Here is a 15,678-nt window from a genome sequence, read left to right as displayed (position 1 = left end):
AAAATGTTTATTATGAGGTCTATTACTTTATTTCTTGCTTTGTTTTTGTTGGTTTCCTGTGATCAAAAAGATAAAGTTGCCGTTGATACCATTATTACAGATGCAACTATTTACTCGGTGAATAACTCTTTTGCTGAGGCTTCGGCTATGGCAATTGATAAGGGGAAAATTGTCGCTATTGGCACAAATAGCGAAATTTCAAAACAATATGAATCCAAGAATACAATAGACGGGGAAGGGAAATTTATTTATCCGGGCTTGATTGATGCGCACTGCCATTTTTATAGCTATGGTTTAAGCTTGCAGGAAGCTGATTTACGCGGTACCAAAAGTATGGACGAAATAATTACTCGTTTAAAGGCTTTTCAAAAAGATAAAAATCCAACGTTTATTGTGGGTAATGGTTGGGATCAAAACGATTGGAAAGTAAAAAAGTATCCTACAAAAGCAGATTTAGATGCTGCATTTCCTGATATTCCAGTAGTATTGAATAGAGTAGACGGGCATGCAATTATCGTAAATAGTAAAGCATTAAAATTAGCTGGAATCACAAAAGATACAAAAGCTGTTGGTGGTCAGATTGAAATTGCAAACGGGGAACCAACAGGAATTTTAGTTGATAATCCAATGGAATTAGTGTTTAAAATAATTCCTAAACCAACACGTAAAATACAAATAGCCGCTTTGCTGGATGCTGAAAAAGTGATGTTTGATTATGGATTGACAACCGTAAATGATGCCGGATTAGATCCAGATATTATTCATTTGATGGATAGTTTGCAAAAAGCAAAATTGATGAAGCTTAATGTGTATGCAATGATTACGGCAAATCAAAAAAATATCGATTTGTTTCTAAAAAAAGGAATTTATAAAACGGATCATCTAAATGTGCGTTCCTTTAAAATGTATGGCGATGGTGCTTTAGGTTCTCGCGGCGCTTGTATGCACAAACCGTATTCTGATAAGCCAGGTCAATATGGGGCTCTGTTGGCACCAATTTCTGGATTAAAAGATGTAGCCAAACAGATTGCGGCTTCAAAGTTTCAGCTAAATACGCATGCTATTGGCGATTCGGCAAATACGGTAATTTTGAAAATTTACGGAGATGTTTTGGCTGGAACCAAAGATAGAAGGTGGAAAATTGAACATGCACAAGTTCTGCGTGAACAAGATTTTGATTATTTCAAATTTGGAATTATTCCTTCGGTTCAACCTACGCATGCCACATCCGATATGTATTGGGCTGAAGACAGATTAGGGAAAGAAAGGGTTAAAAATGCCTATGCTTATAAAAAATTACTTCAAAAAGCAGGAATGGTTGCTCTTGGAACTGATTTTCCAGTGGAGGAAGTCAATCCGATGCTCACTTTTCATGCGGCTGTAGCCAGAAAAGACAGTAAGGAATATCCAAAAGGAGGATTTCAAATGGAAAATGCATTATCCAGAGCCGAAACTTTAAGAGGAATGACCATTTGGGCTGCTTTTTCTAATTTTGAAGAAAAAGAAAAAGGAAGTCTTGAAGCGGGGAAATGGGCTGATTTTGTTATATACGATCAAGATTTAATGAAAGTAGAAGAGCATAAAATAGTAAAAATGAAACCAATGAGCACATATTTAAAAGGTCAGAAAGTGAAATAAGTTTGTGGATTATCTTTGATGATTTGCAATTTTAATAGCATAATTTTATTAATGGAATATTAAAGTTACATTTTAAATGTAAAATTAATTTTTTTGTTTTAAATATAAACTAAATAGTGTGTTTGTGTTTTGTATTTGTAACTGCTATTGCATATTTGTCGGGTTGAATTGGTAAAAAAATAAAAATATAGTTTTATGTGCGGAATATTAGCCATCATAGGAAGAGCAAAAGATGAACAATTAGTTGGAGAACTTTCAAAGAGAATGTCGCATCGAGGTCCGGATGAAAGTGATTTGCATGTTATGGAAAAGGGGCATATTTTAAGTCATGAACGTTTATCGATAATTGATTTGCATTCCGGAAAACAACCGATACAAGGCACCAAAACGGCCTACATGGTTCATAATGGCGAAATATACAATCATCAGGAATTGAGGGATGGTATTTTGAAGGACCATACTTTTAGAACGAAATCTGATTCAGAGGTTATTGTGCATTTGTACGAAGAGTTTGGTTACGATTTTTGCAATATGCTGGACGGAGATTGGGCTTTTGTGGTGGTGGATGGAGATGATTTTATTGCTGGTAGAGACCCAATGGGAGTAAAGCCGTTGTATTATGGTTTGGACGAAAGAGGAAGAATCTATTTTTCATCGGAAATGAAACCTATTGCAGATCAATGTAAAACATTTTCTACTTTTCCTCCGGGACATTTTTATACTCAAAAAACGGGTTTTGTAAAATATTACAAGCCGGAATATGAAGATTATTTAAAAGCAGACCAAGAATTAGATTTAGAATTAATCAGAGAAACGTTGACCGAAGCGACTCGTAAACGATTGATGAGTGATGTGCCCATTGGTGTGTTGCTTTCTGGAGGATTGGATTCTTCCTTGACTTCAGCAATTGCTTCCAGACTCTTGGCGGAAAGCGGTAAAAAATTACATTCATTCTCGATTGGTTTAGATGCTGATGCTCCGGATGCTGCTGCTGCCAGAAAAGTTGCTAAGTATTTAGGAACAGAGCATCATGAAATTCATTTTACTATCGAAGAAGGAATTAAAATTTTAGACAAACTAATCTGGCATTTAGAAACCTATGATGTGACTTCGGTACGAGCAAGTACACCCATGTATTTCTTGTCGAAAGCGATTACGGATTTGGGTGTAAAAGTAGTGCTTTCAGGCGAAGGAGCTGATGAAATCTTTGGTGGATATTTGTATTTTAGAAATGCACCTTCGGCAGAGGATTTTCAAAAGGAAACTATCGAAAGAGTGCAGAAATTATTTACTGCCGATTTATTAAGAGCAGATAAATCGACTATGGCACATGGTTTAGAGACTAGAGTTCCGTTTTTAGACAAAGCTTTCTTAGATATAGCCGTTCGCATCAAAGCAGAAGAAAAGATGCCTAAAACGTACGATGGAAAGGAAAAATACATTCTGAGAAAAGCATTTGATACTCCAGACAATCCATATCTTCCGGAAGAAGTTTTATGGAGGCAAAAAGAACAATTTTCTGATGGAGTAGGATACAACTGGATTGATCAATTGATTGAATATTGTGCAACGCAAGTTACGAATAAGCAATTAGCTGGAGCAGCAGCAGAATTCCCATACAATTCTCCTGCAACTAAAGAAGCTTATTTTTACAGATCTATATTTAATAAATATTATCCGCAAGTAAGTGCTGCGCAAACAGTTAGGAAATGGATTCCAAAATGGCAAGAAAACCTAGATCCAAGCGGAAGAGCTAATGCCGCGCATGTTCAGGCAGATACTGAAATTGCTAAAACAGGAGTTACAGTTTAAAATAATAATTTGATTTTGCATAAATAGAAAACGCTCTCGATTTTGAGAGCGTTTTTTTTGTGGTTATATGAACAAATGTTAATAACTTAAGAGCTTAAAAAGGGATTTTAACGGTTATATAATTTGCGTTTTTATATATTTGCGTGTTAGACAAAAATTACATTTTTTTAGAATAAAATATATGAGCGAAGAAATCAAGAAGGACAATTATTCAGCGGATAGTATTCAGGCATTAGAGGGAATGGAGCACGTAAGAATGCGTCCATCGATGTATATTGGAGATGTAGGTGTTCGTGGACTACACCACTTAGTTTATGAGGTTGTAGATAACTCTATTGATGAGGCAATGGGTGGCCATTGTGATACCATCAGAGTCGATATAAATGAAGATGGGTCTATTTCTGTTGAAGATAATGGACGTGGTATTCCAGTTGGTATTCATAAAAAAGAAGGTGTTTCGGCATTGGAGGTTGTAATGACTAAGATTGGTGCCGGAGGTAAGTTTGATAAAGATTCGTATAAAGTTTCTGGAGGACTTCACGGTGTTGGGGTTTCTGTAGTAAATGCGCTGTCGAACCATTTGAGAGCTACCGTTCACAGTAGTGATGGAAAAGTGTATGAACAAGAGTATGAAAAAGGAAAAGCGTTGTATCCGGTTAAACAAATTGGAGAAACGTCTAAAAGAGGTACGATTGTAACTTTTTACCCTGATCCAAGCATATTTACGCAAACAATAGAGTATTCTTATGATACTTTATCCGCTCGTATGCGTGAATTATCTTATTTGAATAAAGGAATCACAATTACTTTTACAGACAAAAGAGAATTAGATAAAGACGGTAGTTTTGTTTCTGAAATTTTTCATTCTGATGAAGGTTTAAAAGAATATATCCGTTATTTAGATGGAAATCGTGAGCCGATTATTGCGCACGTTATTTCTATGGATCATGAAAAAGGAGAAATTCCAGTTGAGGTTGCATTAATTTACAATACAAGTTATACAGAGAATATTTTCTCTTACGTAAATAATATAAATACACACGAAGGAGGAACGCACTTGCAAGGTTTCAGAACAGGTCTTACTAGATCATTAAAGAAATATGCAGATGCTTCTGGAATGTTGGATAAGTTGAAGTTTGATATTTCTGGTGATGACTTCCGTGAAGGGTTAACAGCTATTATTTCGGTAAAAGTTGCTGAACCACAATTTGAAGGACAAACCAAAACGAAACTAGGAAACAGAGAAGTTGTTTCTCCGGTGAGTCAAGCGGTGAGTGAGATGATTGAGAATTATTTGGAAGAAAATCCAAATGATGCCCGTATCATTGTTCAAAAAGTAATTCTTGCAGCACAAGCGCGTCACGCAGCCAAAAAAGCGCGTGAAATGGTACAACGCAAAACCGTAATGGGTGGCGGTGGATTGCCAGGAAAATTATCAGATTGTTCAGAGCAAGACCCTGCAAAATGTGAAGTATATCTTGTCGAGGGAGATTCGGCAGGTGGAACTGCAAAACAAGGTCGTGATCGTGCTTTTCAAGCTATTTTGCCATTACGTGGTAAGATTTTGAACGTAGAAAAAGCAATGCATCACAAAGTTTTTGAAAACGAAGAGATTCGAAATATATTTACTGCACTTGGTGTTACAATTGGAACTGCCGAAGATAGTAAAGCGTTGAATATTGAAAAATTACGCTATCATAAAGTAATTATTATGTGTGATGCCGATGTCGATGGTAGCCACATTTCTACTTTAATCTTGACATTCTTCTTTAGATTCATGAAAGAATTAATCGAAGAAGGTCACGTATATATTGCAGCACCACCTTTATATTTAGTTAAAAAAGGAAACAAGAAAGAATACGCTTGGAATGACGTACAACGTGATCAAGCGAATGAAAGGATGGGTGGAAGCGCAGGAATTCAACGTTATAAAGGTCTTGGGGAGATGAACGCGGAGCAATTGTGGGAAACTACAATGGATCCAAGTTTCAGAACTTTACGTCAGGTAACTATTGACAGTTTGGCGGAAGCCGATAGAGTTTTCTCTATGTTAATGGGTGACGAAGTACCACCACGAAGAGAATTTATTGAGAAAAATGCAGTTTATGCAAATATTGATGCTTAATAAACAAATAACCAATTAACCACAGAAATTAACTAATAACCGAATAAACTTTAAAATATGAAAGTTACCATTGTAGGAGCAGGAAATGTAGGTGCAACCTGTGCAGATGTAATTTCTTATAGAGGAATTGCCAGCGAAGTAGTGTTGTTAGATATTAGAGAAGGTTTTGCTGAAGGTAAAGCTTTAGATATTATGCAATGTGCTACTAATACGGGTTTTAATACCAAAGTATCAGGCGATACTAATGATTATTCTAAAACCGCTGGAAGTGATGTAGTTGTTATTACATCAGGAATTCCAAGAAAACCAGGAATGACTCGTGAAGAATTAATAGGTATTAATGCGGGAATCGTGAAAACGGTTGCTGAAAATGCATTGAAACATTCTCCGGATACTATAATAGTTGTAGTTTCTAATCCTATGGATACAATGACTTATTTAGCATTGAAATCTACTGGATTGCCAAAAAATAGAATTATTGGTATGGGTGGAGCATTAGACAGCTCACGTTTCAGAACGTATTTGTCTTTAGCTTTGGATAAACCGGCTAATGATATATCAGCAATGGTTATTGGCGGACACGGTGATACTACTATGATTCCTTTAACAAGATTGGCTTCTTATAATGGAATTCCGGTTTCTCAATTTCTATCGGAAGAAGAATTGCAAAAAGTAGCTGCAGATACTATGGTAGGTGGAGCTACACTTACAGGACTTCTAGGAACATCAGCTTGGTATGCTCCGGGAGCTTCAGTTGCTTTCTTGGTAGATAGTATTTTGAACGACCAAAAGAAAATGATTGCATGTTCTGTTTTTGTTGAAGGTGAATATGGACAAAATGATATTTGTATAGGTGTTCCATGTATTATTGGTAAAAATGGAGTGGAGGAAATTCTTGACATTAACCTCAATGAACAAGAAAAGGCCTTGTTTGCTAAAAGTGCAGATGCTGTTAGACAAATGAATGATGCCTTAAAATCGATTTTAGCATAAAAAAATGCATATATAATAAGGAAGACTGCTAATATGCAGTCTTTTTCTTGAGATTAATTAATAAATAAATTGGTTAATCTTAACGTTAATTATATATTTGCTCGGTTTAAAAAAATGATGTAGTTCGAGATATTCTTTTTTGAATTTAAAAAATTGATGTCAAGTCTTATTCTTTAAGGTTTAAAGCAAAAATAAATAAATAAAAAATAATTAATTTTTAGTAATAATGCAGAATAAAGGACTTATTAAATTTTTCGCAATTCTATTTGCATTGGTAAGTATTTACCAACTTTCTTTCACTTTTGTCGCAAGCAAAGTAAAAAGTGATGCAAAATCTTTTGCAGGTGGAAATCCTGAAAAAGAAGTAAAATATTTAGATTCTATTGGTAAAGAAAAAGTATTTAATCTTGGTTTTACCGATTTTACCTTCAATGAAGTTAGTGACAAACAAATCAATAAAGGTCTTGACTTAGAAGGTGGTATCAATGTTATACTTCAAATATCTGTAAAAGACATTTTAAAAGGATTATCGAATAATTCTAAAAACCCAGTTTTCAATAAGTCGTTGGCTGATGCTACTGCAGATTTACAAGGGAATAAATCGTATTTAGATAAGTTTTTTGATGCTTTTGAAGCAAATTCAAAAGGAACTGTAAAATTAGCGTCTCCTGATATTTTCGCAAACAGAAGTTTGCAAGGTGAAGGTGGTGTTGATTTTCAAATGACAGATTCAGAAGTTAAGAAAGTAATCAAAAGAAAAGTTGATGAATCTGTAGAAAGTGCTTTTGGCGTTTTAAGAAAACGTATTGATCAATTTGGTGTAACACAACCTAATATTCAAAAATTAGGAAATTCAGGTCAAATTCTTGTTGAACTTCCAGGTGCAAAAGATGTGGATCGTGCTAAAAAATTATTATCAAGTACAGCTCAATTGCAGTTTTGGGAAACGTATAAAATTGACGAAATTGGTAACTTTTTAATGGCTGCAAATGAGTCATTGAAAAAAACTGAAATCAAAATTACTGAAGTAAAACCAGTTGTAAAAGATTCTTTAAGTGCTTTATTAACGGATACTAAAGATTCAACGGCTACTAAAAAAGGAGAAAATCCTTTGTTTGATAAAATTATTGGTCAAGGTGGAGGTCCAGTTTTAGGGCTTTTCTCTCCAAAAGATACTGCTGTAGTAAATGGATATTTGAAAAGAGCTGATATTAGAGTGTTATTGTCAGGAGACCAACGTTATGCAAAATTCGTTTGGGGTAAGCCAATGATAATTAAAGATGCTAAAGCAAAAGAAATTGATGCTGTAGAGTTATATGCTTTAAAAGGAAACAGAGACAATGTGCCTTCAATGAGTGGTGGTGTAGTTACAGATGCTAGCGATACATTTGACCAATCAGGTAAACCGGCTGTTTCTATGCAAATGAACGGTCAAGGTGCAAAAGCTTGGGAAGAATTAACAGGTAGAGCGTACACTCAAAAAAGTAATATAGCTATAGTTCTTGATGATGTGGTTTATTCTGCACCGGGAGTTTCTACAGGTCCTATTTCAGGTGGTAGATCTGAAATTTCAGGAGCTTTTGATATTACAGAAACTAAAGATTTAGCGAATGTGTTAAGAGCAGGTAAACTTCCTGCTGCTGCAGATATTGTTCAATCAGAAGTGGTAGGTCCATCCTTAGGTCAAGAAGCAATTGATAACGGTACTAACTCTGCTTTGATAGGATTACTTTTAGTATCACTTTGGATGATGATTTATTATGGTAAAGCAGGTTGGTATGCTAATGTTGCATTAGCGGTTAACTTACTTTTCTTGTTCGGAATTTTAGCAAGTATAGGAGCAGTTCTTACATTGCCAGGTATTGCAGGTATCGTTTTAACAATGGGAACAGCAGTTGATGCTAATATCATTATTTACGAAAGAGCTAAAGAAGAATTACGTGCGGGTAAAACACTAGAAGAAGCTGTTAAAACTTCATACAGTTGGAGAGGTGCGATGTCATCTATCACGGATGCTAACGTAACGCATATTTTAACTGGAGCAGTATTGTTTATTTTTGGTTCAGGACCAATCAAAGGTTTTGCTACTACTTTATTAATTGGTATCGTAACATCATTATTTACTTCAATTTTTATTGCAAGAATCTTCATTGATTGGAACATAAGCAAAAATAATGATTTGACGTTTGTTACAAATTTTTCTAAGAATATGTTTAATAACTTTCATTTTGATTTCTTAGGAGTGAAAAAATGGACTTATCTGTTCTCTAGTATTGTTGTTATTATTAGTGTTATTTCATTAGCAACAAATGGTCTGGATGAAGGAGTTGATTTTGTAGGAGGAAGAACATTCCAAGTACGTTTTGAAAAACCAATTGAAACAGAAACTGTAAAAGCGGAATTAGCTAAAGTTTTTGATGGAAGTGCTGAAGTAAAAGTTTTTGGGAATGATAATCAATTAAAGATAACAACAAAATTTAAAGTTCAAGAGCCAGGAATTAAAGCAGATGAAGAAGTAAATAAATTGTTGTTTGCTACTTTAAAACAGCATTTTTCAGCAGACATGACTTATGATAAGTTTGTAAATTCTTATGATGGTAAAAAATTAGGAGTTTTACAAGCTTCTAAAGTTGGTCCAACCGTAGCAGAGGACATTAAGACTAATGCATATTGGGCGGTTCTTGGAGCGATGGCTATCGTATTTTTATATTTAATGATCAGTTACAGAAAATGGCAATACAGTTTAGGAGCTATTGCAGCAATTGCACATGATGTTATATTTGTATTAGGTATTTACTCTTTATGCTACAAATTCATGCCTTTTGGTATGGAAATCGATCAGCATTTTATTGCTGCGATTCTAACTGTTATTGGATATTCGATGAATGATACCGTTATTGTATTTGACAGGGTGAGAGAGTTTTTAGCAGGTAAAACTAAAGGGTCTTTCTCAGATATTGTAAATCAGTCAATTAATACAACGATGTCCAGAACAATCAATACTTCATTAACAATGATCGTGGTTTTATTAATCATGTTCGTTTTTGGTGGGGAATCTATCAGAGGATTTATATTTGCTATGTTAGTAGGTATTATTGTAGGAACTTATTCTTCATTGTTTATTGCAACTCCAGTACTTGTGGATACAATATCTAAAGAAGATAAAAATAAGGTAGAAAAAGCTCATCAAGAAAACTAAAAAGCTTTTTATATAAATTTTAAAAAGAGATTCAGCGAAAGTTGAATCTCTTTTTTTTGTCTGCAATCCAAAGTGAAATTTTTAATTCGTAATTTAATGTTTGTTATAAAGAGCTGATGAGTTTTAAATTTAAATTTTATGTATAAGAAAGCATTTCTTATTGCAATTGTTATTTGTAGCTCAATTCCATTTTACGCGCAAGATGATGACAATAGAGTTGAATTTGGTTTTGCTTACGGATTAGGTAATGAATTTAAAAATAGAAATTATACATATACAAACCAGTATTTCAAGTTGCAATTATATTACAGAATAAAAGATACAAAGAGCTTTAAATACGAATTTGTACTGCAGCCAGTACACACTAACTCCTAAATTTGTATTTTGTTAAACCTGATGAACTGGATTATATTGCAAAACGAGAACAATATACAAAGCTAAAGAATGTGAAAGAATACGTTCTTAATATTGGCTTTCTGATAAGGAAACCAATATTTAAATCGGCTTCCATTTACGTTTTAGGAACTGTCGGACCAATGATTACAGATACGGAAACGGAGCGTTTGTCTAAAGGTTTTGCCTTTGCAGATGTCTTAGCGATAGGGTTTACTTTCAAAGTTAACAGAGTGACGCTTGACTTAAGACCGAATATTCGTCATATTTCTAATGCAGGTCTGCAGAAAACGAATTCCGGTTACAATACCAAAAACATTGACTTTGGATTTTCATTTTCCCTATAAAAAAAGCGTTAGCCACTTTGATGTAGCTAACGCTTTTTTTTGAAACGAATAATTATTTAATTCGTAAGTTCTTTTTGAGCCGTAAAGATGAAATACAGTCCTATAAGTATAAACGGAATACTTAGCCATTGACCTGTTGAAAACAAACCTAAAGCGCTTTCGAAACCACCTTGACTTTCCTTAACGGATTCCACAATAAAGCGTACTGTAAATAAAAGAACTAGGAACATTCCAAAAATAAATCCGGTATGTTTTCTTTTTTCAGTTTTCCAATACAAGAAAAATAAAATAGCAAAAACAAAAACGTAACAAAATGCTTCGTACAATTGCGTAGGATGTCTTACTGGAACCTGCTCCAGCAATAATGCAAATTTTGGATCGCTTGCTATTGCTGTATAGGCATCTTTTGGGTTGGCTATTTGTGTAGCATTGACCGCATCCATCGGACTGAAATGATCTTTGATGAATTTTATTCCAAATGGGGATGTAGTTTGATGACCTATAATTTCTGAATTGAAAAAATTTCCTAATCTCACAAAAATGGCTCCACTGGCAACCGGAATTACCACTCGGTCTAAAATCCACATTTGTGGTTTTTTAAGCACATTTTTGCTGTAAAAATACATCGCAATTATGATAGAAATGGCAGCGCCATGACTTGCTAAGCCTTGGTAACCGGTAAATTCAAAATTTGGGGAAAAACGGAAAGGTAAAATGATTTCCAATAAATGATTGCGGTAATACTCCCAATCATAAAAGAAAACGTGTCCTAAACGAGCACCAATCAAAGTGGCAAGTACAGTCCAGATAAACAAAGAATCTAATTTTTCTATAGATTCTCCTTCACGTTCAAATATATGTTTCATTATGTACCAGCCTAATCCAAAAGCAATTACAAACATTAAGCTGTAATATCGAATGATAAAAAAGCCTAAATCAATTCCTTCTGATGGATTCCAAACGATGTTTAAAGCGTGTGTCATTTAGTGTTAAATTTGTTTATTAGCCGTAAAAATAAAGATTTAAAGTAAAATTTCGTATTTAAAAAAAGTTAATGTTTATGATTACATACTTTTTTGGGAACAGGATCGTAACCCGTTTTCCCCCAAGGATGGCAACTCAAAATACGTTTCATTCCTAAAAATCCACCATAAAATAAGCCATGGGTTTGTAATGCTTCAATCATATACGAAGAGCAAGTAGGCTCAAATCTACAAGCTGCAGGTGTAAAAGGGGAAATAGCAACTTGATAAAACCGAACCAATAGCAAAAAAGGGTAAACAATTATTCTTGACAACATGACTTAAGTATTAAAATTTAAAACTTCACTTTTGTTAATCAAAATTATTTTACGGTATTAGTCTGCAATTTGATATTGAAAACTAAATGCTAAAAGTAGTTCCTTCTTTTCCGTCTTTCAACTGGATTCCCAATGCAATCAATTGATCTCTAATTTGGTCTGATAAAGCAAAATTCTTATTGTCACGAGCTTGTTTTCTCATTTCAATAAGCATGTTTACAGTTCCTTCTAATTTGTCATTACTGCTATCCGAAACTTTTTCATCTTCCAATCCTAGTACTTCAAAAACAAAACTGTTCATTGCTTTTTCAAAAGATTTCAATTCCTCAGCATTCAATGTTTCTTTTCCGTCTTTCAATAAATTGATAAAACGAACGCCTTCAAATAATTGAGCAATTAAAATTGGAGTGTTGAAATCATCATTCATTGCATCGTAGCATAATTGTTTCCATGCCAGAATATCGATAGTGCTTTTTGTGGCAGCATTGATATCCTTAAATGTATTCATAGCTTCCATTAATCGTTTGTATCCTTTTTCTGCAGCTACAATAGCATCGTCAGAAAAATCAAGAATACTTCTATAATGCGCTTGTAACATAAAAAATCGGGCTACCGATGCTGAAAAGGCTTTACTCAAAATGGTGTTGTCGCCAGTCAATATTTCTCGCGGTAAAATGTTATTTCCCGTAGATTTCGCCATTTTTTTACCGTTCAAAGTCAACATATTGGCATGTAACCAATAATTAACAGGAGTTTGACCAGTACAAGCTTCGTTTTGAGCAATTTCACATTCATGATGCGGGAACTTCAAATCCATTCCGCCACCGTGAATGTCAAAATGATTGCCCAAGTATTTGGTGCTCATTGCAGTGCATTCAAGATGCCATCCTGGGAATCCATCACTCCATGGTGAAGGCCAACGCATGATATGTTGGGCTTCTGCTTTTTTCCAAAGTGCAAAATCCTGTGGATTTCTCTTGTCACTTTGTCCGTCTAGATCACGGGTATTGGCAAGCATATCCTCAATGTTACGACCACTTAATCGTCCATAATGATTGGTTTCATTGAATTTTACCACATCAAAATAAACGGATCCATTCGCTTCATAGCCAATTCCTTTGTCGATTATGGTTTTAATAATCTCAATTTGCTCAATAATATGACCCGTTGCTGTTGGTTCAATACTTGGAGGCAAAAAGTTAAATTCATTCAATATATCATGAAAATCTACCGTATAGCGTTGAACCACTTCCATAGGTTCCAGCTGTTCTAAACGCGCTTTTTTTGCAATTTTATCTTCACCTTCGTCCACATCATCGACAATATGCCCCACATCCGTAATGTTTCGAACGTAGCGCACTTTGTAATCCAAATGCAAAAAATATCTGAAAATCACATCAAAGGACATAAAAGTACGCACGTTTCCAAGATGCACATTGCTGTAAACCGTAGGTCCACAAACGTACATTCCTACATTTCCTTCGTGAATGGGTGTGAATGCTTCTTTTTCTCCCGAAAGAGAATTGTATATTTTTAGATTTTGGCTACTATATAATGGCATTTTCTATTTTTTAGGAGCTTATTCCTGCTGTACACTTAATCTTTTTATGGCGAAAAAAGCCATAAAAAGGATATCGCTTCCATCAGGGCTAGGGCTTGTCGGTACTATGAAATTTATTTCTATTTTAGAACTTTGTTTCTAATTTGATATAATCCAAAAACTCTCTGCGAGTTACATTGTCTTTAAATTTTCCACCAAATTCGGATGTCACAGTGCTACTCTCAATATCACTGATTCCTCTTGAATTCACACAAAGGTGTTTGGCATCAATTACGCAAGCTACATCTTCTGTACCCAAAGCGATTTGTAATTCCTGAACAATTTGCATAGTCAAACGCTCTTGAACCTGAGGTCTTTTGGCATAATATTCAACAATACGATTCATTTTAGATAATCCAATTACGGTTCCATTAGAAATATAAGCAACATGTGCTCTTCCTATAATGGGTAATAAATGATGTTCACAGGTAGAGTAAACGATGATGTTTTTTTCAACTAACATTTCACCGTATTTATAATTATTATCAAATGTTGATGCTTTTGGTTTTTTAGCAGGATTTAAACCTCCAAAAATTTCCTTCACAAACATTTTTGCAACACGATTGGGGGTGCCTTTCAAACTATCATCAGTCAAGTCCATTCCAAGTGTAATTAGAATGCTCTCAACATCTTTTTTTATTTTTTCAATTTTATCATCATCAGAAATGTCAAATGCATCATCTCTTACTGGATTTTTTGCGGATAAACTAATATGATTATCTCCTATTTCGTCTTGAAATTCTTCGTTTTTTATCATTAAAAGCAACTATTATTGTGGGTGTAAATATTTAAGCGGTAAAGATAAATAATAAAAATTTAAGAATTTCTATCGTTCCCACTATTTAAGACTACTTTATCGGTTCTATAAGGCTTTATCATTTCTTTTTTTTGAAGTAAAAAAAAAGGCAATAACGAGTTCGCTATTACCTTTGATATAGAAATCAATTTATTAGAATGGTAAATCTAAAATTTCTTGTTTAATTATACTTTTGTAAGTGAAGCATTATAAACCGGAATTGCAGCTTTCAAAATGGATACTGCACTAATTAAATCTTCTTTCTTTAATACATAAGCGATTCGAACCTGATTTAATCCCATTCCTGGAGTAGAATAAAATCCTGCAGCTGGAGCTACCATTACAGTTTCACCATTTAAATCATAGCTTTCTAAAAGCCATTGTGCAAAATTATCAGCGTTGTCAACAGGAAGTTGTGCAATACAATAAAAAGCACCTTTTGGTTTTGATACTATAACACCTTCAATTTTATTCAACTCATTTATTAAAGTATCTCTACGTTCTCTATATTCTGAAATTACTTCATCAAAATAACTTTTTGGAGTATCAAGAGCTGCTTCACTTGCAATCTGTTCAATAGTAGGAGGACTTAATCTAGCTTGTGCAAATTTCATAGCAGTAGCCATAACTTCTTTGTTTTTAGAAACAATACATCCTATTCTTGCGCCACACATACTGTATCTCTTAGAAACCGAATCGATCATGATAGCGTGTTCTTCAAGCCCGGGAACATTCATTACTGAATAATGGATGTCACCATCATACGTAAACTCACGATATACTTCATCAGAAATCAAGAACAAATCATGTTTTTTGACTAAAGCTGCCAGTTGCATAATTTCTTCTTTCGAATATAAATATCCCGTTGGATTTCCGGGGTTACAAATAAGGATAGCTTTCGTTTTTGGAGTAATCAGTTTTTCAAAATCTTCTACAGCCGGTAAAGCAAAACCAGTTTCAATAGTCGAAATTACAGGAACAACAGTAACACCTGACGCAGTTGAAAAACCATTGTAATTAGCATAAAATGGTTCTGGGATAATGATTTCATCTCCTTGGTCCATAGTGCTTCCCATCGCAAACATAAGCGCTTCTGATCCACCAGTTGTGATAATGATGTCTTCAATATTTACTGAAATCCCCTGATGGATATAATAGGCAGATAGTTTTTTTCTATAGCTTTCATTTCCAGCAGAATGACTGTATTCTAGGATAGTTAAATCAATATTTTTAACTGCATTCATGGCAACTTCAGGAGTTTTAATATCCGGTTGACCAATGTTTAAATGGAATACTTTATGTCCTTTTTTCTTCGCTATTTCGGAGTATGGAACTAATTTTCGTATTGGCGATTCCGGCATTTGTTTGCCTTTGTTTGATATTTTTGGCATAGTCTTAATTATTGAATTGCAAATTTGCAATTTTTTTTTCGAATTTATTATAATCAATGTGCGTATATATTGTTAAATCTGCAT

General features: G+C 34.3%; 12 protein-coding genes. 7 read left to right on the top strand and 5 right to left on the bottom strand.

Annotated elements, in window-relative coordinates:
• Nucleotides 1-12: 12 nt before the first annotated feature.
• The 7 genes from ACNQF6_RS02930 (at nucleotide 13) to ACNQF6_RS02900 (ending at nucleotide 10,507) form a co-directional block, all read left to right on the top strand.
• Nucleotides 13-1,638 (top strand): amidohydrolase, encoded by a 1,626-nt coding sequence (locus tag ACNQF6_RS02930; protein WP_417963090.1) that lies wholly within the window; start codon nucleotides 13-15, stop codon nucleotides 1,636-1,638.
• Nucleotides 1,639-1,833: 195 nt separating this feature from the next.
• Nucleotides 1,834-3,450 carry an asparagine synthase B gene (gene asnB, locus ACNQF6_RS02925; RefSeq protein WP_417963088.1) on the top strand — a complete coding sequence of 539 codons (1,617 nt, stop codon included), beginning with the start codon at nucleotides 1,834-1,836 and terminating at the stop codon, nucleotides 3,448-3,450.
• Nucleotides 3,451-3,631: 181 nt separating this feature from the next.
• Nucleotides 3,632-5,575 carry a DNA topoisomerase (ATP-hydrolyzing) subunit B gene (gene gyrB / locus ACNQF6_RS02920; RefSeq protein WP_417963086.1) on the top strand — a complete coding sequence of 648 codons (1,944 nt, stop codon included), beginning with the start codon at nucleotides 3,632-3,634 and terminating at the stop codon, nucleotides 5,573-5,575.
• Between the two features lie 57 nt (nucleotides 5,576-5,632).
• Entirely contained in the window at nucleotides 5,633-6,568 is a 936-nt protein-coding gene (mdh, locus tag ACNQF6_RS02915) for a malate dehydrogenase (protein ID WP_417963084.1), read from the top strand.
• 226 nt (nucleotides 6,569-6,794) lie between these two features.
• Nucleotides 6,795-9,767 (top strand): protein translocase subunit SecDF, encoded by a 2,973-nt coding sequence (gene secDF, locus ACNQF6_RS02910; protein WP_417963082.1) that lies wholly within the window; start codon nucleotides 6,795-6,797, stop codon nucleotides 9,765-9,767.
• 138 nt (nucleotides 9,768-9,905) lie between these two features.
• Complete coding sequence (locus tag ACNQF6_RS02905) at nucleotides 9,906-10,142, top strand: hypothetical protein (protein ID WP_417963080.1); 237 nt, start codon at nucleotides 9,906-9,908, stop codon at nucleotides 10,140-10,142.
• Between the two features lie 2 nt (nucleotides 10,143-10,144).
• On the top strand, nucleotides 10,145-10,507 hold the full coding sequence (locus ACNQF6_RS02900; RefSeq protein WP_417963078.1) for an acyloxyacyl hydrolase: 363 nt from the start codon (nucleotides 10,145-10,147) through the stop codon (nucleotides 10,505-10,507).
• A gap of 56 nt (nucleotides 10,508-10,563) precedes the next feature.
• Here the strand turns inward: ACNQF6_RS02900 and lgt are convergent, their stop codons facing one another.
• The 5 genes from lgt to ACNQF6_RS02875 form a co-directional block, all read right to left on the bottom strand.
• The gene (gene lgt / locus ACNQF6_RS02895; protein ID WP_417963076.1) at nucleotides 10,564-11,490 is read right to left on the bottom strand and encodes a prolipoprotein diacylglyceryl transferase; all 927 of its coding nucleotides are present in this window, start codon (nucleotides 11,488-11,490) and stop codon (nucleotides 10,564-10,566) included.
• Between the two features lie 68 nt (nucleotides 11,491-11,558).
• Nucleotides 11,559-11,807, bottom strand: coding sequence for a membrane protein insertion efficiency factor YidD (gene yidD / locus ACNQF6_RS02890; protein ID WP_417963074.1), 249 nt, complete (start codon nucleotides 11,805-11,807; stop codon nucleotides 11,559-11,561).
• An 82-nt stretch (nucleotides 11,808-11,889) separates the two neighbouring features.
• Nucleotides 11,890-13,368, bottom strand: coding sequence for a cysteine--tRNA ligase (gene cysS, locus ACNQF6_RS02885; RefSeq protein WP_417963072.1), 1,479 nt, complete (start codon nucleotides 13,366-13,368; stop codon nucleotides 11,890-11,892).
• 124 nt (nucleotides 13,369-13,492) lie between these two features.
• Nucleotides 13,493-14,164: a GTP cyclohydrolase I FolE gene (gene folE, locus ACNQF6_RS02880; protein ID WP_417963070.1), complete on the bottom strand. Its 672-nt coding sequence runs from the start codon at nucleotides 14,162-14,164 to the stop codon at nucleotides 13,493-13,495.
• A 224-nt stretch (nucleotides 14,165-14,388) separates the two neighbouring features.
• Entirely contained in the window at nucleotides 14,389-15,594 is a 1,206-nt protein-coding gene (locus ACNQF6_RS02875; RefSeq protein WP_417963068.1) for a pyridoxal phosphate-dependent aminotransferase, read from the bottom strand.
• Nucleotides 15,595-15,678: the final 84 nt, after the last annotated feature.

This window comes from Flavobacterium pasteuri, from assembly GCF_048286615.1.
Classification (GTDB): Bacteria; Bacteroidota; Bacteroidia; order Flavobacteriales; family Flavobacteriaceae; genus Flavobacterium.
Note: the sequence above shows the minus strand (reverse complement) of the source record. Positions and strands in the feature narration are given on the sequence as shown.

Excerpts from the sequence above, each read along its gene's own strand:
- asnB (WP_417963088.1), top strand. The coding sequence starts at position 1,834 with ATGTGCGGAATATTAGCCATCATAGGAAGAGCAAAAGATGAACAATTA.
- lgt (WP_417963076.1), bottom strand. The coding sequence starts at position 11,490 with ATGACACACGCTTTAAACATCGTTTGGAATCCATCAGAAGGAATTGAT.
- cysS (WP_417963072.1), bottom strand. The coding sequence starts at position 13,368 with ATGCCATTATATAGTAGCCAAAATCTAAAAATATACAATTCTCTTTCG.
- ACNQF6_RS02930 (WP_417963090.1), top strand. The coding sequence starts at position 13 with ATGAGGTCTATTACTTTATTTCTTGCTTTGTTTTTGTTGGTTTCCTGT.
- gyrB (WP_417963086.1), top strand. The coding sequence starts at position 3,632 with ATGAGCGAAGAAATCAAGAAGGACAATTATTCAGCGGATAGTATTCAG.
- folE (WP_417963070.1), bottom strand. The coding sequence starts at position 14,164 with ATGATAAAAAACGAAGAATTTCAAGACGAAATAGGAGATAATCATATT.
- mdh (WP_417963084.1), top strand. The coding sequence starts at position 5,633 with ATGAAAGTTACCATTGTAGGAGCAGGAAATGTAGGTGCAACCTGTGCA.
- secDF (WP_417963082.1), top strand. The coding sequence starts at position 6,795 with ATGCAGAATAAAGGACTTATTAAATTTTTCGCAATTCTATTTGCATTG.
- yidD (WP_417963074.1), bottom strand. The coding sequence starts at position 11,807 with ATGTTGTCAAGAATAATTGTTTACCCTTTTTTGCTATTGGTTCGGTTT.
- ACNQF6_RS02875 (WP_417963068.1), bottom strand. The coding sequence starts at position 15,594 with ATGCCAAAAATATCAAACAAAGGCAAACAAATGCCGGAATCGCCAATA.
- ACNQF6_RS02905 (WP_417963080.1), top strand. The coding sequence starts at position 9,906 with ATGTATAAGAAAGCATTTCTTATTGCAATTGTTATTTGTAGCTCAATT.